The 25,122-nt window shown below is 43.2% G+C and carries 20 protein-coding genes and 1 pseudogene; 8 read left to right on the forward strand and 13 right to left on the reverse strand.

Translation table 11 applies throughout. From position 1 onward, the window contains the following. Window positions 1-79 precede the first annotated feature (79 nt). From BACHE_RS07975 to nfo, 3 genes are all read left to right on the forward strand, one after another. Window positions 80-544 (forward strand): MaoC family dehydratase, encoded by a 465-nt coding sequence (locus tag BACHE_RS07975; RefSeq protein WP_013547192.1) that lies wholly within the window; start codon window positions 80-82, stop codon window positions 542-544. A gap of 92 nt (window positions 545-636) precedes the next feature. After that, complete coding sequence (locus tag BACHE_RS07980; RefSeq protein ID WP_013547193.1) at window positions 637-945, forward strand: MGMT family protein; 309 nt, start codon at window positions 637-639, stop codon at window positions 943-945. A 43-nt stretch (window positions 946-988) separates the two neighbouring features. Then, on the forward strand, window positions 989-1,822 hold the full coding sequence (nfo, locus tag BACHE_RS07985; RefSeq protein WP_013547194.1) for a deoxyribonuclease IV: 834 nt from the start codon (window positions 989-991) through the stop codon (window positions 1,820-1,822). A gap of 18 nt (window positions 1,823-1,840) precedes the next feature. On the opposite strand, the gene BACHE_RS07990 is transcribed toward nfo, so the two are convergent. From BACHE_RS07990 to BACHE_RS08045, 13 genes and pseudogenes are all read right to left on the reverse strand, one after another. Continuing rightward, complete coding sequence (locus tag BACHE_RS07990; protein WP_013547195.1) at window positions 1,841-2,149, reverse strand: nitrous oxide-stimulated promoter family protein; 309 nt, start codon at window positions 2,147-2,149, stop codon at window positions 1,841-1,843. Window positions 2,150-2,195: 46 nt separating this feature from the next. Further along, window positions 2,196-2,765, reverse strand: a complete 570-nt coding sequence (locus BACHE_RS17960; RefSeq protein WP_041579744.1) for a GNAT family N-acetyltransferase — start codon at window positions 2,763-2,765, stop codon at window positions 2,196-2,198. Further along, window positions 2,745-3,194, reverse strand: a pseudogene (locus tag BACHE_RS17965) (GNAT family N-acetyltransferase); the annotation flags it as partial. The pseudogene BACHE_RS17965 and the gene BACHE_RS17960, both read right to left, overlap by 21 nt. A gap of 37 nt (window positions 3,195-3,231) precedes the next feature. Then, complete coding sequence (locus tag BACHE_RS08005) at window positions 3,232-4,881, reverse strand: RluA family pseudouridine synthase (protein WP_013547197.1); 1,650 nt, start codon at window positions 4,879-4,881, stop codon at window positions 3,232-3,234. A gap of 7 nt (window positions 4,882-4,888) precedes the next feature. Beyond that, window positions 4,889-5,101 carry a hypothetical protein gene (locus BACHE_RS08010; protein WP_013547198.1) on the reverse strand — a complete coding sequence of 71 codons (213 nt, stop codon included), beginning with the start codon at window positions 5,099-5,101 and terminating at the stop codon, window positions 4,889-4,891. Window positions 5,102-5,111: 10 nt separating this feature from the next. Beyond that, complete coding sequence (locus tag BACHE_RS08015) at window positions 5,112-5,792, reverse strand: glycine zipper domain-containing protein (RefSeq protein WP_013547199.1); 681 nt, start codon at window positions 5,790-5,792, stop codon at window positions 5,112-5,114. 28 nt (window positions 5,793-5,820) lie between these two features. Continuing rightward, window positions 5,821-6,612, reverse strand: coding sequence for a M48 family metallopeptidase (locus tag BACHE_RS08020; RefSeq protein WP_013547200.1), 792 nt, complete (start codon window positions 6,610-6,612; stop codon window positions 5,821-5,823). A 288-nt stretch (window positions 6,613-6,900) separates the two neighbouring features. Beyond that, window positions 6,901-7,371 carry a nucleoside deaminase gene (locus tag BACHE_RS08025; protein ID WP_013547201.1) on the reverse strand — a complete coding sequence of 157 codons (471 nt, stop codon included), beginning with the start codon at window positions 7,369-7,371 and terminating at the stop codon, window positions 6,901-6,903. Between the two features lie 71 nt (window positions 7,372-7,442). Further along, on the reverse strand, window positions 7,443-8,489 hold the full coding sequence (locus tag BACHE_RS08030) for a beta-ketoacyl-ACP synthase III (protein ID WP_013547202.1): 1,047 nt from the start codon (window positions 8,487-8,489) through the stop codon (window positions 7,443-7,445). Between the two features lie 288 nt (window positions 8,490-8,777). Further along, window positions 8,778-9,581: a TrmH family RNA methyltransferase gene (locus tag BACHE_RS08035; protein ID WP_013547203.1), complete on the reverse strand. Its 804-nt coding sequence runs from the start codon at window positions 9,579-9,581 to the stop codon at window positions 8,778-8,780. Between the two features lie 618 nt (window positions 9,582-10,199). Then, complete coding sequence (locus BACHE_RS16950; protein WP_321075677.1) at window positions 10,200-10,385, reverse strand: glycine betaine ABC transporter substrate-binding protein; 186 nt, start codon at window positions 10,383-10,385, stop codon at window positions 10,200-10,202. Window positions 10,386-10,595: 210 nt separating this feature from the next. Then, the gene (locus tag BACHE_RS08040; protein WP_013547205.1) at window positions 10,596-11,756 is read right to left on the reverse strand and encodes a heparin lyase I family protein; all 1,161 of its coding nucleotides are present in this window, start codon (window positions 11,754-11,756) and stop codon (window positions 10,596-10,598) included. A gap of 56 nt (window positions 11,757-11,812) precedes the next feature. Then, complete coding sequence (locus tag BACHE_RS08045; RefSeq protein ID WP_013547206.1) at window positions 11,813-13,774, reverse strand: sulfatase family protein; 1,962 nt, start codon at window positions 13,772-13,774, stop codon at window positions 11,813-11,815. A 488-nt stretch (window positions 13,775-14,262) separates the two neighbouring features. Here BACHE_RS08045 and BACHE_RS08050 point away from each other — a divergent pair, with 488 nt between their 5' ends. The 5 genes from BACHE_RS08050 (at window position 14,263) to BACHE_RS08070 (ending at window position 25,058) form a co-directional block, all read left to right on the forward strand. Then, window positions 14,263-18,300, forward strand: a complete 4,038-nt coding sequence (locus BACHE_RS08050) for a hybrid sensor histidine kinase/response regulator (protein WP_013547207.1) — start codon at window positions 14,263-14,265, stop codon at window positions 18,298-18,300. Then, window positions 18,287-19,438: an aldose epimerase family protein gene (locus BACHE_RS08055; RefSeq protein ID WP_407707868.1), complete on the forward strand. Its 1,152-nt coding sequence runs from the start codon at window positions 18,287-18,289 to the stop codon at window positions 19,436-19,438. The genes BACHE_RS08050 and BACHE_RS08055 overlap by 14 nt, the downstream gene beginning before the upstream one ends. Before the next feature lie 29 nt (window positions 19,439-19,467). Next, a complete protein-coding gene (locus BACHE_RS08060; RefSeq protein ID WP_013547209.1) occupies window positions 19,468-19,911 on the forward strand; it encodes a cupin domain-containing protein in 444 nt (147 codons plus the stop codon). Between the two features lie 256 nt (window positions 19,912-20,167). Next, entirely contained in the window at window positions 20,168-23,365 is a 3,198-nt protein-coding gene (locus BACHE_RS08065; protein WP_013547210.1) for a SusC/RagA family TonB-linked outer membrane protein, read from the forward strand. A gap of 22 nt (window positions 23,366-23,387) precedes the next feature. Next, window positions 23,388-25,058, forward strand: a complete 1,671-nt coding sequence (locus tag BACHE_RS08070) for a RagB/SusD family nutrient uptake outer membrane protein (RefSeq protein WP_013547211.1) — start codon at window positions 23,388-23,390, stop codon at window positions 25,056-25,058. The last annotated feature ends 64 nt before the right edge of the window (window positions 25,059-25,122 follow it).

Raw genomic sequence — 25,122 nt, forward strand, 5'->3', positions numbered from 1 at the left:
TAGGGCATATCCTGAGGCAAAATCTTTGTCTTTCGAACTAAAAAACCGATATTTGCTGCCTCAAAAATATAAGAGAATAATGGAAAAAGTGATTATCAACTCGTATGAGGATTTTGAAAAGCTGGTAGGCCGGCAGATTGGTGTTTCGGATTATGTGGACCTTCCACAAGAGCGTATCAATCTTTTTGCAGATGCGACATTAGACCATCAGTGGATTCATGTGGACCCGGAACGTGCCAAAGTGGAAAGCCCTTTCAAGAGCACGATAGCGCATGGATACCTTACCCTGTCCATGCTACCCTATCTGTGGAATGAGATCATTGAAGTGAATAACTTGAAGATGATGATTAACTATGGGATGGATAAGATGAAATTCGGTCAGGCTGTATTGTCAGGGCAAAGCGTGCGGCTCGTTGCCGAATTGCAGTCTTTGGCGAATCTGCGCGGTGTAGCGAAAGCGGAAATCAAATTTGCCATTGAGATCCAGGGCGAGAAGAAAAAGGCTCTTGAAGGTGTAGCTGTCTTCCTGTACTATTTTAATTGATAAAGTTGTGTTTCCACGTGGTAACTGCTTTTTCCTTATATGGTAACGGCTTTTACCTTACGTGGTAACCGTCTTTGAAAAATGAATATTCCATGGACAACATCCTCTTCCGGCAAGAAGTTTACAGTGTGGTGGCTGCCGTTCCTTCCGGACGAGTGGTGACTTACGGACAGATAGCCTATCTTGTGGGCAGGCCTCAATGTTCCCGTATGGTGGGACATGTCATGCATAATGTGCCGGCAGAGTTACATTTGCCGTGTCATAGGGTAGTGAACAGTCAAGGAAGACTGGTTCCTTTTTGGAAGGAACAACGGAGATTGTTGGAAGATGAAGGAGTAAAATTCAGGAAGAACGGGTGTGTTGACATGAAGGTGTTTCAGTGGGAATTCATGAAAGAGTAACCTTATAGAAGCCCGTAACTTAAAATACAATAATGATAATATTATGAAATTTATAGGCGCACACGTATCGGCAAGTGGTGGAGTTGAGTCGGCTCCTGTTAATGCTCATGAGATAGGGGCGAATGCTTTTGCTCTGTTTACCAGAAATCAACGCCAATGGGTAGCAAAGCCTTTGTCTGTTGCAAATATCGAGCTTTTTAAGAAACATTGCGATGACTATGCTTTTGATTCAGATTATATCCTACCCCATGACAGTTATTTGATTAATTTGGGACACCCTGAGGAAGAGGGGCTGACAAAAAGCCGCGCTGCCTTTCTGGATGAAATGCTGCGTTGTGAGCAATTGGGGTTGAAGTTGCTGAATTTCCATCCGGGGAGCCATCTGAATAAGATTTCCATAGAGGAATGTCTGGATAGGGTGGCGGAGTCTGTCAATATCACTTTGAGCAAGACACGAGGTGTTACGGCTGTTATAGAAAATACAGCCGGTCAGGGAAGCAATGTGGGAAATGAATTCTGGCAACTGAAGTACATCATTGACCGTGTGGAGGACAAATCGCGTGTAGGTGTCTGTCTGGACACTTGCCATACTTATACTGCAGGGTATGACATAGTGAATGAATATGATAAGGTGTTTGAGGAGTTTGAGGGGACGGTAGGTTTTGACTATTTGCGCGCCATTCACTTAAATGATTCCAAAAAAGCGTTGGGCAGCAAAGTGGATCGCCATGACTGCATTGGAAAAGGACTGATAGGCATGAACTTTTTCAAGCGCTTCATGAGAGATGAACGTTTCAACGATATACCTGTAATTCTGGAAACTCCGGATGAATCTCTCTGGGCGGACGAAATCAAGCTGTTGCACAGCTTTGAATAGGCATGTCTCTATACCGCTTCAACCCCAAAAATCTCTCCATAGGTGACGGATGACTGCTAAGGGATGGTATAGCAGCATTCGGGGTCCTGCGTACCGCATCACTTTCCGCATCCGCCCCTTCATTTCCGGCTTGTAGCAATGGACAGGGCAGAGCTTGCAAGTAGTTTTCTTTTCTCCGAAAGGGCATCGCGACAATCTTGCCTGCGCATACTCTAATAATTCTTGACATTGCGAGCAGAGTTCTTCGTTTCCTTCGTGCCTGCGGCAGTAGAGGCGTATCATCTGCTCTACGGTCTGCTGTTCTTGCTTGATGCGTGACGTTTTCATGGAGGTTACTGTTTTTTTAGGGATTGTCCGGCAAAAGGTGTTGGTTTTAATTCTGTGTAAAATGACTTTTATTCAAAGGGAGTGTTCTTGTACCTGATTCTAAGTAATAACATAAATGGTCATATACTTCGCCGGTATATATTTGTTCTGCCTGATGCAAGGTTCCTTCATAGAGGAAACCATTTCTCTCCAATACGTGTTGTGAACGTAGATTGAAAGGATAGCAGTTGGCTGTGATAAGTTTTAAGCCCAGTGAACTGAAGCCATAATTCAAAATGGTTTGTATAGCTTCGGTCATCAATCCTTGTCCCCAATAGCTTTCTTTCAACCAATATCCTAACATGCGTGCTTGGAAGTTCTCTCGTTTTGAATCGGTCATCAATCCGATAGAACCTATAACGCGGTTGGTCTCATTATAAATTATTGCCCAAATATCCTTTTGGTTTATAAATACGGTATGTAGGAATTCGTTTGCCTCTTCTATTGTTTCGTGAGGTTTCCAACCTGCATTGTTACCTAAATGGGGATTTCTGCAACATTCAAAGAAGTCATTCAAATCATCTTCTGCAAAAGGTCGAAGTAATAAGCGACGGGTCGTGAGCTTAGGAGTATGCACCCATTGCAGATGCAGGATTGGAAAAGGATTGCCTGTAGGGTCGGTCTCATCACGATTGATAATATTAAAACCTACATGTTGATAAAACAGACAGGCTTTCTCGTTTTGTTCGTTGACATCTACCTTATATATATGTCTTTCGTGAAGTGCGTATCGTATCAACAGTTTGCCATACCCTTTTCCTTGCTCATCGGGATGTACAAAGAGCATTTCGATGAGTTCGTCGCTCAGTCCCATAAAAGCAGCGATTCTTCCTTTTTGATTGCGAATGATGTAAAGTTCTACGGCTTGGAAGTATTGGTTTCGTACTAATGGCTTATAGAACTGTATGTCCTTTTCTGTCAGGAAATGATGGGTACTTCGTACGGAGGCTTCCCATACAGTGAGTAGCTCGTCATAGTCTTGTGGAGTGGGGCGAAGAATTGTCATACCGATATATATTGTCACTTATTCCTAAATCATTGAATTAAAAGTCTGCTTTTCGGCTAATCTTCATTTTCTCTCCGGTTATCGGATGAATGAATTCCAGTACTTCGGCGTGCAGATACAGACGCTCGGCTTTCTCTCCATAGAGTTCGTCGCCGATAATGGGGCAATGCAGTCCAAGCGGGTGGGCGGTGTGCACCCTGAGCTGATGTGTACGCCCGGTACGTGGATAGAAGGCGATGCGGGTGTGATTGCCTTTGCGTTCCAGTACCTCAAAGTTCGTCAGGGCGGGTTTCCCATGTTCGGGATGTACCATTTGCCGGGGGCGGTCCAGGGGATTGAGGCATAGTGGCAGTTCGATGGTTCCCCAATCCCGGGTGACGGTGTCTTTCAGCAATGCGATATACCGTTTCTTTACACTGCGGTTTTTGAACTGCGCTTGCAGATGTTGGTGTACTTGCTTGGTCTTGGCAATGACGAGCAGCCCCGATGTGGCCATGTCCAGGCGGTGTACAATCAGCGGACCGTCTGCTTCCGGATAGCGTTCGCGCATCAGGCTGTAAACGGAAACCGTCTCTTCCTTGCCGGGTACGGTCAGCATGCCCGCCGGCTTGCTGACCACTACCAGCCATTTGTCTTCATAGACAGTTTCCAGTTCCTTCTCCTTTCCGGCTGACTGCAATTCTTTCAGCAGCGGGTTCTCGTCCACTTCCAGTCCCTGCAACATGTGCTTCAGTATCGGCTCGCACTTGCCTTTGCAAGCGGGGTAGTAGTGCCCGTGGTGGCGGATTTCCGTTTTGGGAGATTCGCCCCACCAGAACTCTGCCATGGCAACGGGCTTCCAACCGTGCAGATAGGCTTGTTGCAGTAGCTTGGGGGCGGCACACTCACCGGCTCCGGCGGGCGGGGTCTTGTGTACGGTTTGCGCAAAGATGTCGCAAAGGGTTTTGACCTCTCCCCGGTAGTTCAGCATTCGGAACTGCTCGAACAGCCTTTGCTGTAAGGCGGCGGAGCGTGTCTTACGTTCAGTTTTCAATGCCTGTATGCGGTCTTCGTGGGTGGAGACGGTTTGCTGCAAAGGAGCGATGCGCTCGTTCCAGGCTCGTTCCATGCGCTTGTATTCTGCTTTCAGGAACTGGCTTTCGCGTATCAGTGCTTTCTCTTCTTCGGCGGTCATCCGGTGTTCGGGAGACAAGGCGGCTTTTCTTCTCCTTTCTTCTCTTCTTTCTTTGGCGGCTTTCTGCTGCCGGCGGGCTTCTTCCAATGTTTCGCGGGCGGTTTGCCGCAGGGTTGCCAGTTGTCCGGTCTGCCGTTTGTAGTCTTCGTCCTGTTCCAGTTGCCCGATGCGTGCATTGATGTGTGAAATCTGTTCTTCCTCTATCTTGAAGAAGCCCTGCGGTTGCAGCAGGTCATATACCGGAGGAACGAAAAACGGGTGTACGTTCTTGCCTGCCAAGATGCCGGAGAAGGCGGCGAGGTAGCCTGTTTCGCCTTGCGGTGTCTTTACCACCAGTACGCCGAACATTTTGCCTTGTGCCAGTTCTTCTTGCCAGTGGCCCTGTTCGCGGAGATACTTCTGCACCTCTTCCGTTGCAAGCACGCAGAGTGGGTGAGGCGTGTAGCAGAAAGGAAAGGTGAACTTTTCGGGCAGCGGTATGCCCGCTGTGGAGGTGTGGAAATTGTGCAGCATGGCGGGATTAGTCGTCAAGCGGGTTGTCATTGTCTGTATTGATACAAGGAATGTCGTCACAGTCTTCTGCCGATTCGGACATTGCCTCTTCCACATCTTGCTGCGGTAGGGGGCGTGGGGCTACAGGCTTCTTTTTCTTTCCGTATTTACGTTCCCGTTCCCAAACCACCTTCCGTGCTTGGTATTGTTCGTATTGATTTTCCAGATAGTTGTCTGCCATAATTTGTTGTTTATCGTTGTGTGGGTAGTGAGAATTCTTGCCAGTCGTATTGCTGTCCGTTTCCGTCGGCCACAGCTACACGTATGGTTACATTTCCTGTCTTTATCCGGTCGCCCGCGCTGATATTGGCGGTGTATTTCACACCATTGTGCGGGGCAATCTGCTCTACCATAATGGGGGATGAGATGTAGATACGCTTCATCCCCGTGGTCTCCGTGACCATGGGAACTATATTGTATATGGTCCGGTCGCCTTCGTTCATGATCTCAAAAATCACCTTGCTGCTTTCACCGGAGCTGATGGTCTGGTCACGGCTGTCGTCAATGAAGCGAATATTGCGTATCTTCAGATTGTCGAAGACAGAAAGGGCTGGATAGACATCAGCTTGCGGTTCATAAGATTCTGTCCTTTCTATACGGTAGCCGTGCTCCTCTTGTTTGGGGGCAGAAACGGCATTTCCGATGGCAGCTCCTGCAATGGTTCCGATGATTGTTCCGATAGCGGAGCCACGATAGCCGCCTCGCCAACCACCGTTACTGTCACCTATCAGTCCGCCGATGGCGCTGCCTACATTCCCACCGATAGCTGCTCCGGTAAATATAGCGCCGGGATCGCCTGACGCCATTTGTCCGGTACTGCAACTGCTGCAAATCGTGGCCAATGTCAGAAAGCCGATGAAACACCTTTTCATATTTTCGTTCTTTTAAGTATGTGGGTAATTATTTATATTTTGCCTTGATTTCCGGTAATGCCTTCTCTATGTCATTGATGCGGCGTGTGTCGCTGGGATGCGTACTCATCAGTTCAGGTACTTTTGCCGAAGTGCCTGCCGACATCTTCTGCCAGAATTTTACTGCCACATCCGGATTGTATCCCGCCATGCGCATGAAGATAAGTCCCATGTAGTCGGCTTCTGATTCGTGCTTGCGCGAGAAAGGAAGCATTACGCCGTATTGTGCGCCTATTCCATATACCTGATTGGCGATGGTCTGTACGGCAGCACTTTTTTGTGACAGTGACTGTCCCAAAATCTGTGCTCCGTATTGAGCCAGCATCTGCTGGCTCATGCGTTCGTTGCTATGCTTTGCCACGGCATGTGCCACTTCATGACCGATGACTACTGCCAGTTCATCGTCGGAAGAAACGATTTTCATTAGTCCTTCATATACCACAATCTTTCCACCAGGCATGCAGAAGGCATTCACCTGACTGTCTTTCACCAAGTTGAACTCCCAGGAGAAGTTTTTCACCTCGTTAGCAAGTCCGTTTTCCTTTAGGTACTGTTCGGTAGCGGCGGCAATCCTCTTGCCCACGCGTGTCACCATTGCCGACTGGGTGGCAGCCGCCGACTTCGGGGCGGTCTTCATGTAGTCTTTGTACTGTGTCAGGCTGGAAGTCAGCACTTCCTGGTCTGAAACTAATAAAACCTGTTTTCGCCCGGTGACAGGCACAGAACCACATCCTGCCAATAGAAGCAGCGAAGCGGTAAACGTAACAATTTGTTTCTTCATATCATTCGACTATTGTTTTTCGTGATACAAAGGTAAGGAAAGTATTGGAAAGGTTATCCTATCTTTCCCAACTTCTTTAGTCTGGAACGGATAGAACCGATGTTGCGTTCGAATATCTCAGTCAGTTCTTTGATACTTTTGCCTTCATTGAACAAACGGATTGAGTATTGATCCGCTTCTTTTTTCCAAGGTAGATAGGCTTGCCGTGTTCATTGCGTTTCTCCTCTGATGTATATGCCTTCTTTTTTATTCTTGAAGTTGAAGGTGTTATTGTTTTGTGGCGTATATTTAGTATTCTATTTTATCTTCTTTCTTTATCCAAGAATCAAAAATCTTTTGTGATGCCTTCCTGTCATGTTCTTCGGCAACAATCTTGCGCTTGTCAGCCGGTAAATCCAGTTGCTTGTATATGAATGAATCATCGAAACCTGCTTGGGCTGCATCGCATTTCGTACATGCATAATATATTCTGTCTATATGTGCCCAGTAAATAGCTGAGAGGCACATAGGACAGGGCTCGCAGGAAGAATAGATTTCACATCCTTCCAAGATGAATGTATCAAGCGCCTGGCAAGTATTGCGGATTGCCATAACTTCGGCATGTGCGGTAGGGTCTAAATGATTGGTTACACTATTGCAACCTTGGCCAACAATTTTTCCGTCTTTTACGATGACAGCACCGAAGGGGCCCCCTCCCCGGTTAATATTGTCAAGTGCCAATTGGATGGCGGTTTCCATAAATTCTTTTTGATATGCCATATTGTGATCTTTTTTGGTAGTACAAATATCGGGATTTTCAGGTATAAAAGAATACTTTTGGAAAGACTATTTTACTTCCTCATAGAAATTATTTGGTCGTTAATCTTGATTTGACTGGGGGATGAACCGTCATAACCCCACTTTATATAGATAGCTCCCCAGGTAAATCCGGCTCCGAATGCCGTAAATATCAGATTGTCTCCTTTTTTGAGCTTGTTTTCAAAATCCCAGATACATAGAGGCAATGTGCCGGAACTTGTATTACCATAACGCTCAATGTTTACCATGACTTTTTCAGCCGGCATTTCCAGACGTTGTGCTACTGCGCTGATTATTCTTTGATTCGCTTGATGAGGGACTACCCAGTCGATTTCGCCTTTATTCAAATTGTTTCTTGTAATGATCGTTTCACAAGCATCCGACATGTTGGCTACGGCATATTTGAATACCGTACGACCTTCTTGGTAAATATGATGCAGATGATTATCTAATGTATAATAGGATGGAGCACACACGGAACCACCTGCTTTGATGTGCAGGAAAGGCAATCCTTTACCATCTGTTTTTAAGACGGAATCCATGATACCTATATTTTCAGTAGTGGGTTGAAGCATGAAGGCTGCCGCACCGTCAGCAAAAATAGGACAGGTGGTACGGTCGGTATAATTCACTATTGAAGACATTTTGTCTGCTCCTATCACAATGACTTTTTGGTATTTTCCCGAACGGATAAAATTGGCGCCGGTTTCCAGTGCATAGAGGAATCCGCTACATACAGCCTGCATGTCAAAAGCAAAAGCATTCTTCAATTCCAGCTTGTCACATAAGATGGAAGCGGTTGACGGTAGAAGATAGTCGGGAGTGGTGGTGGCTACAATTACCAGATCAATTTCGTCCGGATGGGATTGAGTACGTTGCAACAACTGTTTGGCGGCTTTGCGAGCCATGTATGAGGTTCCAAGTCCCTCGTCTTTCAGAATATGTCTTTCTTTTATTCCGATTCGTTCCATTATCCATTCGTTGGTGGTATCCACCATTTTTGAAATCTCATCGTTCGTCAAAATGTAATCGGGAACATAGCCTCCAACTCCTGTAATTACTGCATTGGTCATTTGCATAGGTATTCTTGGTTTAGTTATTTTTAGAATAGATTCGTTAGCCTAATGTGTAAAGCAGGGCACAAATTTACATAAAAGGGAATGAAATCCAATAGTTGGAGAACAATCACATTAATCCTTTATGTATTTTATGGTTTAATGGTAAAAAATCATCAGTTTACTGTCTTTAAACTGGCGGTTTATTAACCTTAAACTGTAAGTTTATTGGTGATAAACAGTAATGAACTATAATGTATTGTTTGTTAATGTATTGCCTCTTTATGACTATTGAGCTACTTGCTTGGATAATTACTTTTTGGCACGAAGTTGCCAGAAGGCTATGGCGGATGCAGCGGCTACATTAAGCGAATCAACTCCGTGTGACATAGGAATGCGGACTACATAGTCGGCTTCGGTAATAGCTTCATACGGAAGCCCGTCACCTTCAGTGCCCATTATAATAGCTAACTTGGGTTCGGAACTTAGGATAGGATTATCGATGGGGATAGAGTTTTCCGTGAGCGCCATAGCGACTGTGCGAAAGCCTAATCCGCACAGATCACTTAATGAATTATCTATCCAGGTCCAAGGCACTAAAAAAACTGATCCCATGGATACTCTGACTGCACGCCGGTTCAAGGGGTCGCAAGAGTTGTGTGTCAGTAAGACGGCATCTATTCCGAGAGCTGCTGCTGAACGGAAGATGGCGCCGATATTGGTTGTATCCACTACACCGTTGATGATTACGATGCGCCTGGCGTCCTGACATACCTCTTTGATGTTTTGTGGTTTAGGACGGCGCATGGCGCAAAGGACACCACGCGTCAGGATGTAGCCAGTCAAGGTAGTCAATAAATCTCTGCTACCTGTATAGACGGGGATGTCTCCGCAACGTCCTATGATGTAGGCTGCATCACCGGTGATATGATTCTGTTCACATAAGAGAGCTAAGGGTTCATAACCTGTATCTAAAGCCACTTTGATAACCTTGGGGCTTTCAGCTATGAATATTCCCTTGTCGGACTCAAGCCGATTACGCAGTTGAGCTTCAGTCAAAGTACTGAATATTTCTACTCCTGGGTGTGTCAGGGATGATATTTTGATAATAGGCATATTGTTTTTTATGTTTTAAAATTTTGTTTGGTATGGTTACTTTATGATTGTGATACAAAGGTAAGTAATCTTTGTGGTGGAGCTATTATATCCGCAATGGAATTACGAAAAAAACAGGATGTCAAAGTCGGAGATGTGAATGGGGGGGACTTTATTATTCATGGATTTCCATAGGATAAGGTTGAGAGGCTTATTTTGGTATTGAAAAATAATTGGATGGAATTATTCAAGGTGGCGGCTATATTAAAAAGTAGATAAATCATTGTATAAAGTTTATTTGCAGATACAGTTATCTTCACATTACTGATCATTAGTGACAATTCATTTTAATAGGTATAATCTCTGTTTTTACAAATACACAGAATGTGGAAACAAATGCAAATTATTATATTTCATCAGCAACTGCACATACGTGTTGTACCGCTTTCTTTCAGCCTTTTTGCAAAATATCCGCTATCAGATACAACAGAATGATAGGATATTTCTACATGGATGTTACAGAACGCTTGTCGAATACAAAGGTAGTCGTCTAAAAGAATTGTTGTAAAAAGCCTGACAGTCCATTCCACCGTGATGTTCATCGGCTGTATTCCTCCTTGTCCGGAATCCAGCGGTCTATCAATCCCTGTGTTCGTCCATCCATCGGCATATAGTTCTTATTTCGGTTCCACGAGTTTTCTCTATGGCTCGCATCAGAGAGCTGATCTCTCTGTCAGACAGGTGGATGTTTCCCAGAAGGGTGGCTGCAAACGGGTATTGTTCGCTGAATCCCTTCCTGGCAATGGAATAGATTCGCTCTTGGATTGAAAAAGGGTATGATTCCTTTTTTTGTTAATCATATCCTACGTCAGATTGATTAGAGGTATTCAAATTGGCCAACTAAAATTCATTGCGGGGGTAGTTGGTTTTCAGGTGTCTGTACCGTGGTGTCCGATGTGCTTGCCAGCCTGATAGCCTTAGGAATGTGATGCAGTTCCGGAAATTTAAGGTTGCCACGTCACAAGCCCGGTAATTCTATTTGCCAGAGTTCTGGAGCTGTTCTTTATAGCCAGCAAGGTTGTAGCAGACCGGAACGGTGTTGTTGCCGACACGATATATGCCGAATTTGAAGTAATACCCTTCTTCGTCATTGCGGCCAATCAGTATCTTTTCATTGTTCACGATATGCTTTTTCATTTCCCTCTCTGAGTGCCGGTAGGACATGGTTACGTCCAGAAGCCCGGGCTTGATAATGGTTTCTTTTTCTTTTCCATATTCAGTCCAGTCTATATTTACCTGGAAGGTTATCCAGCAGTCTTTCGGGAAATCCTCGAACAGCATCTTGTATGCTATTGTCGAGGATTTGAAGGCAGAGGTGATGGGATGCATGACCTCTACTTTATCAGGATTAGCGTTACAGCGGTCGGTCTTGTCTGTCAGCCATTTGCGGTCAGAGTTGGCTTTGATGTAGAAATAACCTTGCGAGAAGCCGAAAGCGAGCGGGGGATAGCCACCTTGTTCTATCAGCCAACCGTTCGGTTTTCCGGCTTTGTAGAGGGTATCTCCCCGGGCGTTGATTTTTACTATTTTGTCATGTGCCGTATTTTTCTTGAAAATCATTTTCTTTTCTAACTCAAGGAACTCCTTGACGCTGATTCTCATAACTTTACCGTTGGGGTCAGATACAAGTGTACGGCTTGGCATGCCGTGCCATTGGGCAAAGATGGCAGATACGTTCCTGTCCAGAGTATGTGGAATGTAAACGGAGAATGTATAGCTCATAGATGAACTTTGCGGGCAACTTCCCTTGCCGTAATGATAGACGGTTTTCATCTTTTGGGCGTTGGGGTATTCATTTGCCGGATAGTTGCGGAAGTTGTCGGATACGGCATAGCAATAGCAAAGTTCGGCACGACCTTTGGTTTCTCCTTTGGAGTAGCCTTCCAGAGTGTTGTCCTCTTGTTTTAGCTCAAAGCGATAGGAGGGTTTCCCTTGAAAGAGGTGTGAATAGTCCAGTTGGATGGCATAGGGTTTGTTGGTGCCTACGGCTACCCAGCAGTTGTCAATAATCTGGCGGGAACGGGCAGAGTCAGCCTGTACGTTTACACGTTCCTTCAGTGGTACGAATTGTGCATGCACCGGGCTTGCTGCTGCCAAGAGCAGCAAACAAAGAGCAATTGAGGCAGTTGTTTTCATTCTTTGTTGATGTTAAGTGATGTACAAATAATGTTCTGTTCTGTATGGTTCTGCTTTTAATGGGGCAAGGGTACCATTGGTCTGCGGCCATAATTCAGTTTCAGTCCTTTCTGATAGGCTTCAGGACCATGCAGATCCTTTATATCTATTTCGCCTAAGTTTACAAGAATGCCGCGTGCCATAAGTCCGGCGTCTTCATTCTCAAGGTATGGCAAGGTTTTGGCTGCTTCTTTCAGTTCAGACAGGAATGGAAGGATGTAACTTCTCATTTTGGGGTCCAAAGATAAACATTCCAGTGAGGAGTACCCTATCTTTCTGTCCTTTTCCTGTGCAGGGGTGATGAGGCGGGCAATGCTTTCCTGTATTTTTCCCAAATATGCTGCAGCATAGGCAGCTTCGGAAGCAATGTAGGGATTGTTGTCTTGAAGGAGTGCCGACAAGGTTTGCGGACAGGAAGATATTTGCTTTTCTCTAGCAAGTTTGGCATATCCTACCGCTCCCCAGAATCTCATTTCGGGTAGCGGACTGGCAATTGCTTTTTCTAACATGGGTAAAGAGGCGGCGGTCGCTGTTCCGGCTGTTTCAACAAGAGTATAGAGTTCGTTCAGGGGATATTTTTCTTTGCGTACTTTGTCGTATAGAATATGGCCGGTGCGTGAAGTGGGAAGGAAGAATCCCAGGTCACCGGTGGTGCGAATATGATTGGATAGTGCTTGGCGCATTTTGGACAAGGTTTCTGCATGTTCGGGAGTACCAGATAAATCGTGCAGTTCGTCAGGATCTTTTTCAAGGTCAAACAGCATTTCTGCCGGATGGGCTTCGAAAGTCTGTTGCCAGTCGGGGTTGGTATTGTGCCCTCCCAATACCAGTTTATCCCATGCTTTGTTGGAAGGCATTCCCCATTGATAATAATTGCGCAGGGCAAACTGGCGGTAGGGGATATAACTGCGGATATATTTGAAACGCCCATCGGTGACAGCACGTATGGGCATGAAATGATGTAGCTGGTTGGCTGCCAATGCAAATTGCATTTTGCGTTTTTCTTTATTTGCGAACTTACCGTAGAGCGCTTTGCCTTGCATATGCTTTGGGGGCTTGACCCCTGCAAGGCTGAGCACGGTGGGACCCAAGTCTGTAAAATTGACCAATCCATATTCTTTACCTGTACGGTTATTTGCCAAGTGTTGCCATTTGGGTGGGAAGTAGGCTATCAGAGGTACTCTTAATCCGCTTTCGTATAAGTATCCTTTACCGCGGGGGATACAGCCGCCATGGTCACTGAAGAAGAATATAATTGTGTTTTCATCCAATCCTTTTTCCTTCAGATCTTTCAGGAAGAAGCCTAACCAGGTGTCTACATCCTGCACCGCTTCCAAATGACCGGCATAGTCGGAACGTACTTCCGGCAAGTCGGGAACGTAGGCAGGCAATGAAAGTAATGCCGGGTATATGCCTTCCTGCGTGTAGTCTCTGCGTCCGTCAATATGGAAAGTTCGGATGCGTCCCATGTGTGAGGTTACCGTGTTGAATACAGCGAAAAACGGTTGGTTCTTTCTCCGTTTGGGACTGTTGTATGAGGCTTTGTTGCTGCATTCATTCCAGCATATTTTATTATCGGTGGTGGAATTATAGTGTGTTTTGCTGTTGTTTGTACAATAATATCCGGCTTCGCGTAATTTCTGAGGAAAGAAGATATCAGCGGGTGTATCATAAGGTACGGGATGGATATCCATCCCGTAGGTGCTCGAATAGCATCCGGTGATAAGTGAAGAACGGGCGGTTGAGCTCTGGGGGGCTACAGACCATGCGTTTATGAACTGTATGCCACGGGAGGCAAGGCTGTCTGCATTGGGGGTATGTACTCCTCTGTTGCCGTAGCAGCCGAATTCATATGCACTAGTGTCCTCAAAGGTGAGCCAAAGAATATTTGGCTTTTCGTTTTTTCTGTCTGTTGCCTTTGTTTGTGTGGAGTACAATCCGTAGAAGGCGGTACACATTAATAAAGGTAAGTGTCTCATAAAATATTAAGGGTATTTGTTTCCTGCAGCTAAAGTAGTCCGTTTGTACTTAACGGAGACTTTCTTATGTTTAAAAGTGTGCCAATATTGTTTTGGTAGGTAAGTTTTCGACAAAATTAGTATCAATTCAACAATATTGCGGGGAAGATTAAACGTCTGTTTGTATAATATTGGATAAAAAAGTATAAGATATCGGTGGTAAAGGAATAATTTTGAATATTAAAATCTAACACAAGAGATATGATTTTTTTTATAATGGTACTGTTTTGTATATCATCATTAGCGTGACAAGCACGGAATGTAAACGGGAATTTTTTTGATGATTTATTGCGTAGTGAGGCGAATAAGCTGTTGACGGAATGGATGGGCTCCCGGATTCTCTTTTGTACTTTTGCGGATAATGCCGGAAAGTATTGGATAGAAAATACAGATTAATATTTATTTTTGCTGATATATTTTGTTTATTTGCCTCGTAATAAATTATAGCTATGAAAATACTGCAATATTTGTTAGCGCTTCTGGGGGTATTGTTTCCCTACATGTTGAATGCCGGTGTAACTGAAGATATTTACTTTTCCCACATTGGTTTGGAGGAAGGATTGTCGCATAGTACGATTTTTGCGATTAATCAGGATAAAGAGGGAAATTTATGGTTTGCGACCTATGATGGCGTGAATAAATATGATGGCTATAACTTCACTGTATATCGTCATCAATATACTGATCCCAATAGTATCGCTAGCGATATATCCCGTTGTATCACAGTGGATGATTCAGACCGGATTTGGGTAGGTACTCGTGAGGGGCTGTCTCTTTACAATCATCATAAGGATGTATTCTTCAATTATTATTATAAAAAAAATGGCTTGAATGTAGCTGTGACCAGTATTGTTCCGATAAAGAAAGACTGGTTGATGTTGGGGACTGCCGAAGGCATTCTGCTTTTTGATGTAAAGAAAGAGTGTTTTCTGACCGATACATTATCCTCTTCTTTGCATGGGTTGCGGCCAGATGTCTTGGTACGTCAGAGTGATTGTATCTATATAGGTGCTGATGAAGGCGTATATATTTATTCTTTGTCTAACGGTGTCTTGGAGAAATTGGTGGATATGCCAGCCGGTATTAGAGTTCATGCCATTCTGTACCAGATGTTTAATAGAATATGGTTAGCTACGGAGGGGGATGGGCTTTATTTGTACAACATAAAAACGAAGAAACTGAAGAACTACCGCTACGAAGACGGAAGGTCTGGATTGAACTCAAATTATGTGCGTTCTTTGGCGTTGGATACAGAGAATCGCCTATGGGTGGGAACCTATGGTGGGTTGAATATCTACAAGGAGGGAATGGACAGTTTCTCGTCCGTTAAAAGTTCCGAGATTCAGGAGGGAAGTTTATCACAGAATTCGGTTCGAAGTATTTTCAGGGACTCGCAAGGTGGCATGTGGCTGGGAACTTATTGGGGAGGGCTGAATTACTATCATCCTTTGTGTAACCGTTTCCAGCGTATCAAACATGTTCCGTTCCTGAATTCGCTTAGTAACAATGTGATCAGTTGCATTGTTGAGGATAATAAGCATAATTTATGGATCGGCACGAGCGATGGCGGTTTGAATTACTATGATAACGTTTCTCAGTTATATAAGAATTATCTGTTCGATTCGGGCAATCTGGATGTACCTTTCAAAGATATTAAGACGGTGTATGTGGATGAGACGCAAGATAAAGTATATGTGGGAGCACATGCCGGAGGAATGATGGCTTTGCATCGTAAATCGGGCCATGTAGAATATTATAATCGTCATAACAGCAATTTGCCAAGCAATAATATCTATTCTATTATTTCGGACGGACATGGAGGGCTTTGGGTGGCATCGCTGGAATATTTACTGCATTTTGATGTGGATAAACACAATTTTACAATCGTGGACGAAGATGGAGACGGGCATAAATTGAAGCAATATAACCGCCTATTGTTTCGTGACTCCAAAAAACGTATATGGGTCGGGGGAGAAATGGGGATTTCTGTTTTCAACCAGGTAGGTGCTTCTTTGCTCACCAATAAGGATTTTCAGACAGTTTCTGTGTTGAAGCAGGCGTTTGTGAATTGTTTTTATGAAACATCTTCCGGATATATGTGGATTGGGACACGTAGCGGATTGTTTGCCTTGAAAGAGAATGATAAGCAGATTTTGCAATACACTACGGCAAATGGTTTGCCGAGCAATGTCATTTATGGAATCCTGGAAGATGCTTACGGGCGTCTATGGATAAGTACAAATCAAGGGCTGAGTTGCTTGAACCCGGAGAGTGGGAAGTTCCGTAATTTCACGATTATGGATGGATTGCAGGGCAATCAGTTCAATGCTGGGGCTTATTGCCGGAAAGACAATGGCTACATGTTGTTTGGTGGAGTCAACGGTATTACTTCATTTCGTCCTGAAACGTTGATTGATAATCCTTATACTCCCAAACCTGTAATCAATAAACTGTTTGTTTATAATAAGGAAGTATTGCCGGATGATGAAACTGGTATTTTAAAGGAAAGTATTGCATATGTGGATCATATAACTTTATCTTCATCTCAGAATTCATTCGCCATTTCTTTTGTCGTTTCCAATTATATAGCAGGTAAACATAATACGTTTGCCTACAAACTAAAGGGATATAATGATGTATGGTATAAGCAAAATGACATCAGCCTTGTCTCTTACTCTAATTTGCCGGCGGGAGATTACACTTTCTGCATAAAAGCGGCCAACAATGACGGTAAATGGAATGAGGAGCCTACCATGCTTCACATACGTATATTACCGGTTTGGTATTGCACTTGGTGGGCGCTTTCCTTGTTTGCTTTGTCATTTGTATTGTTAGTATTCGGTATCGTGCGTTTCTTCTGGTTGCGCAAGAGTATGCAGGCTGAAATACGGATGGAACGGCTTGATAAAGAAAAACGGGAAGAAATAAGCCAGATGAAAATCCGTTTTTATGTTAACATCTCGCACGAATTACGGACTCCGCTGACTTTGATTGTTGCACCTTTGCAGGAATTACTTAGCCGTATCAGTGGTCATTGGGAGCATGAGCAGTTGCTTTATGTGCAGCGGAATACCAACCGTTTGTTGCATTTGGTCAATCAGTTAATGGATTTCCGGCGTGCTGAGTTGGGCATATTTGAACTTAGAGCCGTGTACTCCAATGCTTATAAACGGGTGTTAGGCTGCTTTATGAATTATGAAAGCCTATCTAAAAGGAAGGATATAGACTATAACTTCTATACGGAGCTGCAGGATGAAAATGTACTTTTCGATGAGAATTATCTGGATTTAATTGTGAATAATCTGCTTTCGAATGCCTTTAAATATACTGAAATCGGCGAAAGTATCACTGTGAAGCTTTACGTAGAAGATAACGATCTTGTATTGCAAGTGATAGATACAGGCATTGGCATCCCACCGGAGAAGCAGGAAAAGATTTTTGAGCGTTTCTACCAGGTGGAGAATGGACACAAAGGGAGCGGTATTGGACTTTCATTGGTTCAGCGTCTGGTGGAATTGCATCATGGGCGGATTGTTCTGCAGAGTGAAGTCGGCAAGGGCTCCACCTTTACGATTAACCTGCCGCAGGATGAATCTGTATATACACAGGAGGAATTGCTTGGAGGAAGTGGAGATGCAGGAGAACAGCGTGTATATTCTACTAATGCAAACGACATTTATATCGGTGATGACGAAAAGTTGGAGGAAGGGAATAATGCAGATGAGGAAAGTGGTAAACGTGGTACTGTTTTGATTGTGGAGGACAATAGGGAGCTAAGGCAATACTTGATGAGCAGTCTGTCTGCACTGTTTAACATGTTGGAAGCGGAGAATGGGCAGAAAGCGTTGGATATTCTGAAAGACAAGGAGGTTGATTTGATTATAACAGATGTCATGATGCCTGTAATGGATGGCGTCAAGTTATGCAAGTTGATGAAACAGAATCTGCGCACTTGTCATATTCCGGTTTACATGCTGTCTGCTAAAGTAGATGTTAAGTATCAACTGGAAGGCTTGCAGGTAGGAGCTGACGATTACATAGCCAAGCCATTTTCTATGGAAGTATTGAAAGCCAAGATCCTGAATATGCTGCGTACACGTTATCGGATATTCGAACGTTATTCTAATATGACGGAAGTAGAACCGGAAAAGCTTACGAACAATACGATGGATGAGGAATTGTTGCGGAAGGCCATTGCGGTTGTAGAGAGGAATATGGACAATGTAGAATTCTCTACAGAGCAGTTTGCGCATGAGATGAATATGAGCCGTTCCAATCTTCATCTGAAATTAAAGGCGATAACGGGAAGATCTGCGATTGATTTTATTCATAAGATACGGTTTAACCGGGCATGTCAATTATTGAAAGAGGGAAAATATACCGTTTCTGAAATCAGTTTTATGGTAGGGTATAACACGCCTTCTTATTTTGCGGCGCGCTTCAAGAAATACATTGGTTGTTTGCCTACAGAATATGGAAAGAAATGATGTTGGTCACTTGGTTATGAAGGTATGTATTGTTAGGGCATTGATAGTTATTTCATGTTTGTTGGTTTCGTGCGGACAAACAGCTTTATGCCGGCTATCTGTATCCAAAGATAGTAGTATCAGGAGAGGAAGTGATACTATAGAAATGTTTACGTTGGTCAATGCGAGCGGAATGTGTGTTAAAGTGACGAATTATGCCGCTTCGCTGACTGATGTTTCCGTTCCTGACAAACAAGGACATTTTGAGCATGTGGTTTTGGGATTTGATAGTCTGGAATGTTATTTGGGAAGACATCCTAAATTGGGAGCTACAGTAGGAAGGTTCGCCAATAGAATTAAAAATGCGGAATTCCGTTTGAACGGGCAGACTTATCATTTGGAAAAGAATAGTAAAGGGCATTTCATTCATGGTGGAACAAATGGGTTTAATCATCGAATCTTTAAGACGGATACATTCTATGTTGTAAAAGATACGGCCGTTGTGGTTTTTAAATACAGAAGTGTTCATCTGGAAGGAGGATTTCCTGGCAATCTGGAACTTTCAATGGCTTATAAACTGACTGATCATAATGAGATTGTTCTGGAATATACGGCTACTACAGATAAACCTACAATAGTTAACCTTACGAATCATAGCTATTTTAATCTGGCAGGTTGCAAAAGAAACGTGTTGAATCATATTTATAGGATTTATGCAGATTCTATAACTCCTGTAGATTCTATGGGTATTCCTACCGGAGACTTAATGTCTGTGGCGGGTACTGTATATGATTTTACTTCTTCACAATCGGTGGAAAAAAGAGTACAGAAAATGGGAAAAGGGTATGATGTGAATTATAAACTGAATAAATTTCCGAATTCGTTAGAGTTGGCGGCAATTGTGGTGGAGCCTGTATCCGGTAGAGTGCTGAAAGCATACACTACTGAGCCTGGAATGCAGTTTTATATTCCAAATTCAAATATGGATTATCTTGTTGGACATGCCGGAAGAAAATATGGAAAATATTATGGTTTTTGCCTTGAAATGCAGCATTTCCCCGATGCTCCCAACAATCCTCAATTCCCTGCTACAAGTTTGTTGCCGGGAGAAATATATCGGCAGGTTACTATTTATAAATTTGAAACAATATCAGAATAATATATTTAATCAACTAAAACTTATTAATTATGAAAATGAAAACATGGAAGAGATGTGTATGTATGGTTGGAGTAGTCCTCTTTGCAGTAGTGGGTTTGGATGCCAGTAATGGAGTGCCCGATAGTCCCGTCAAAAAAACAAGAAGCAATACTTTTATTATTGAGAAAGAAAATGCATGGGAGCCGGTGGGTGAAGGTGTAACCAGACAGATCATGGGTTATGACGGACAAGTAATGTTGGTTAAAGTCAAATTTGAGAAAGGGGCTATAGGAAGTCCTCACACACACTATCATACGCAGACGACTTACGTGGCAAGTGGCAAATTTGAGTTTACGGTGGGCAATGAAAAGAAGATTGTGGAAGCAGGAGATGGTATTTATATTGAACCGGATATCTTGCATGGCTGTGTTTGTCTGGAACCCGGACTTTTGATTGACTGTTTTGCTCCGATGCGAACGGATTTTCTGAAATAAGTATTGAAAAAAGATTTTGTACAATCAGTTTTTTCGTGCAATCGAGGCTGATAAATCTATTGTTTAATCGGATGATTCCTCTCTTGTAGGGGATGGAGGGCGTCTTTTGCACAAAAACATTGTGTGGTGGACAATATTAGTATGGAAAAAGTGTAAAAGTGAAAGTAACAAAAACAATACTTTTGCACTTTTTTTTGCACTTGTCGTATGTTTGTCCCCAGAAAAATTCTAAAGTTAAACCTTAGATTTATTTATTATGTACAGATTAAAAAAAAGTTTTTTAATGTTTGTCTTCGTTTTTGTCAGTATGGTAGCATACGCGCAAAGTTTGACGGTAACCGGTAAGGTGATTGATAGCGAAGGATATGAAGTGGTTGGAGGTAGTGTTACTGTCAAAGGTGCTGCCGGTGTTGGAACTGTTACCGACATAAATGGTAACTATACTCTGAAAGTGAATGATGCATCTAAAGACGTGTTGGTGTTTTCTTATGTGGGAATGACTTCTCAGGAAGTGAAAGTCAACAAACAGAGTGTTATTAATGTAACGTTGCAGGCAGATGCCGTACTGCTGGATGAAGTGGTAGCTATCGGTTATGCAACCGTAAAACGTAAAGACTTGACTGGTTCTGTTGCTTCAGTGAATAGCAAAGAACTCTCTAAAGTTCCTACCAGTGATATTACGCAAGCTCTTGCCGGACGTATGGCAGGTGTGCAGGTAATGCAAAGCGAAGGTGCTCCCGGAGCTTCTATCTCAGTTCGTGTTCGTGGTGGTATCTCTATTACCCAAAGCAACGAACCTTTGTATATCATCGACGGTTTCCCCAGTGAAGATGGTATGTCTACCCTTGACCCTGCCGAGATTGAAACAATCGACATTTTGAAAGATGCTTCTGCTACGGCTATCTATGGTGCCCGTGGTGCGAATGGTGTAGTTGTTATTACTACCAAGAGCGGTGGTAAGGACGGAAAAGCTACTGTAACCTTTGACAGCTATGTAGGTTTCAAGAAAATCGCCAAGAAGCTGGATGTACTTTCTACTTATGAGTTTGCCATGTTGGATTATGAACGTCGCGTTTATGATGCTACTACTCCGGATGACTGGGATAAAGACATCAAGAAGTTCACTGAAATCTATGGCAATTACAGTGACCTCGAAAAGAACTATGGTAATCGTAAAGGTCTGGATTGGCAAGACGAGACATTGGGACGTACAGCGATTACACAAAATTATCGTGTAGGTGTTTCCGGTGGTACGGATAAATTGAACTACAACTTGGCATACTCTTATTATGATGAAGATGGTGCAATGGTGTATAGCGGAAACAAAAAACATAATATTTCATTCAATATGAATCATAAGTTGAACACCCGCCTGAGCATCAATGCCCGTATCAGCTACGATCAGATGAAAATTTACGGTATGGGTACTTCCGAAGGAGGTGACCGTTTTAATAAGATGCAACACATTTTGCAGTATCGTCCTACTATAGGTATCAGTGGAACCGATGATATGTTGTTGGAAGATGAAGATCCTATTTTCCTGGATGATTCGGGTAATGTGATGCAGAATCCTTTACTTTCTGCTGCGGAAGAAATCAACAATCGTGAATATCGTACTTTTCAGGCAAACGGAGGCTTTACTTTGAAGCTTTTCAAAGGTTTGTCATTCCGTAATACAACGGGTATGCGTTACCAGACACGTCGCAATGATATCTTTTATGGAGATAAATCAATAACGGCAAAGCGTTCCAGTATCAACGGTAGTATTCAGAATCTGGAAAATGGGAGTTTTCAAACTTCAAACGTATTGAATTATAAATGGTCTGGCAAAGGTCATGATCTGACCGCTATGCTCGGACAGGAGTATGTGGATCGTTGGAGACGTAATTTCAAGGCTGCCGCCGCTAACTTCCCGAATGATGATATAGGTTTGGCCGATCTTTCACTGGGCTTGCCGACTGCTGTTTCATCTGCCGAAAACTATGATGATAAACTGCTTTCCTTCTTTGTTCGCTTCAATTATGGGTTCAAGGATAAATATTTGTTTACTGCTTCTGCCCGTGCTGATGGTTCCTCTAAATTCGGTAAAAATAATAAATGGGGATACTTCCCCGCATTCTCTGCCGCTTGGCGTTTGGGAGAAGAAGAGTTTATCAAAGACTTGAATATTTTCTCTGACTTGAAAGTTCGTTTAGGTTATGGTATGGCAGGAAATAATCGTATTGATAGTTATCTTAGTTTGGCGGTGCTGAATTCTGTGACTTATCCTAATGGAGATTCTACCCAGTCTGGGTATGTTTCTAAGCAGATTCCTAATCCAGACTTGAAATGGGAGGCTAATAAAACTTTCAACTTTGGTCTTGACTTTGGTTTCTTCAACCAACGTTTGACCATTTCTCCTGAATTCTACATTAACCGTAGTAGTAACTTGCTGCTGAATGCTAAATTGCCTACTTCATCTGGTTACAACAGTATGGTTATTAATGCCGGTGAAACAGAAAATAAGGGTATTGACTTGACTATCAATTCAACCAATATCATAAACAAGAACTTTAGCTGGAATACATCTGTAACTTTGTCTCACAACAAGAATTCTGTTAAGAAGTTGACCGGTGAAGAAGTACAGTTGTGGGAAGCTAACTTCGGTTATAGCCAGAATACACACATTATCGGTGTAAATCAACCTTTGGGACAGATGTACGGATATGTAACGGAAGGTTTGTATCAGGTATCTGACTTTGATTATGATGCCACTACACAGATTTATACATTGAAAGACGGTGTTCCGTATGTCGGTGATAAGGGTAATGTAAAACCAGGTATGTGGAAGTTTAAGAATGTAGATGGTAGCGAAGACAATAAGATTACAGAAGCTGACAAGACAGTAATCGGTAACGCTTATCCTAAACTTTATGGTGGTATCAACAATACCTTTACTTACAAAGATTTCGATTTGAGTGTCTTCTTTACTTACAGCATCGGCAACGACGTATTCAATGCAACCAAGTTGACTAATACTAAAACTGCTTTGCAGAACAAGAACGTCTTGGCAGTAGCTGATTCTAAGAACCGTTGGGTATTGGTTAATAAATCAGGTGAACTGATTACTGATCCTCAAGAAATGGCAGACATCAACAGAGGCAAGACGGTAGCTGCTATCTATGACAACGAGGTAGGTGATACTTATATTCACTCTTGGGCTGTGGAAGATGGTTCATTCTTGAAGTTGAGCAACATTACTTTAGGTTACACTTTCCCCAAGAAGATGCTTAGCAAAGCCGGTATCAGTAAATTGCGTCTTTATGCTACAGGTTCTAACTTGTTGACTTGGACCAAGTATTCCGGTTTTGATCCTGAAGTTTCTACAATGGGCAATGGCTTGACACCGGGTGTTGACTTTGGTGCTTATCCTAAGAGCCGCTCGTTTGTTTTCGGTATTAATTTAGCTTTCTAATGAACTTCAAAAGGAGAATACAATGAAAAAATATAAAGTGATTGCGCTTAGCGCGCTGATTGTAGCAGGATTCACCTCTTGCGACCTGACTGAGAAACCTACTTCTTATTACGAGAAGGATACTTATTTTAAAACTACAGACCAAGCAAAGATGTCTGTGATAGGTATTTACGACTGTCTGGCTATAGACAAGCATTACGGACAGTTTGAGATGGCTATGCCTTGTTCGGATGACACCTACTATATACAGGGTACGGGTACGGACAATACACGTCGTGACATAGCTCACTATATGGTGAAATCTACCAATACCTGGATTGCCGATATATGGGAATACAAGTATATGGGTATAGACCGTGCTAATTTTGCCATTACAGGTATTGAGAAGATGGCGGAATATGAAAGCAGTACTGTTTTGAAGGAATTAGTAGCTCAGGCACGTTTCCTTCGTGGCTTCCTGGCATTCGACTTGATAAAGTATTGGGGAGATGTTCCGTTCAAGACGACCTATACTTCAGGGTATGAAGGCGCTTTTAATGGTCGTGTAAACCGTGAAGATATTTACGATCAGATCATTGCCGACTTGGATTTTGCCAAAGAGAATTTGCAGAAGGGAAATGCTTCACTTTCACCGGAAACTCCCTCGCAAGGTGCTGCTCACGCATTGCTGATGCGTGTCTATCTGCAACGCGCGGGTTATAGCCTGCAACAGGATGGCAATTTGACTCGTCCGGATGAAGCTAAAAGAAAAGAGTACTTTAATGCTGTAATATCCGAGTGGACTGCCTTACAAAGTAAAGGTTATCATGGTTTTTATGAGGGTGGTTTTAAACAACTGTTTATGGGATATTCTGCCGGTATCTTGAATTCCAAAGAGAGTTTGTGGGAAATAGCATTCAACCCTACCGGATCCGGTTATAAAGACAATTCGGGTACTTGGGCAACCTACAATGGTCCGGCAGTAGAGGCGCCGGGTAAAAATGCTACGGCAGATGCAATGGGACGTGCCAATGCTTTCTTTCGTGTATTGCCGGCTTGGAAAGACTTTTTTGAGGCCAATGATGAGCGTAGAGATGTAATGGTATGTACTTATCGATACAAATGGGATGTGAACAAAGCGACACATAAAAAAGTGGAGAATGCAAAACTTGCGGATTGGTATCCAGGCAAATGGCGCAGAGAATGGATGCCCGGAGGATTTGTAGATCCTAATAATACATCTGTGAATTATTGTCCGTTGCGTTATGCTGATGTCGTGTTGATGGCTGCCGAGGCCTATAATGAGACAGGTAATACACCGGAGGCTTGGAATTTGCTGAACTCTGTGCGTACACGTGCGAATGCAACTCCTATTACAGCCACCAACTACAATAGTCTGATGAAGGCGCCGAAAGTTTATGACCTTCCGTATATTCAGGATGGTGACGCTGCCGGTAAGTTCCGCACAGCTCTTTATTGGGAACGTGGTTTTGAGTTGGCTTTTGAAGGTCAACGTAAATATGACTTGTTGCGTTGGGGGATCTTGGGTGATGCGCTGAAGTATTTTCAGAACCACATGGATAAGTCACTCAAAGGCAAATATGTAGCCGGTGAAAAATTCATCACGGGAAAGCACGAACTTTTCCCGATACCTTTAGGAGAGCTACAGTCTAATCCGGCTTTGAATAACCAGAATAATCCGGGTTACGAATAGACCGGGATAATGATAGAATTGGCTATTGATGGAGAGAGACTTTTTCATACTCTCTCCATTATAT

Source organism: Bacteroides helcogenes P 36-108, from assembly GCF_000186225.1.
Lineage (GTDB): Bacteria > Bacteroidota > Bacteroidia > Bacteroidales > Bacteroidaceae > Bacteroides > Bacteroides helcogenes.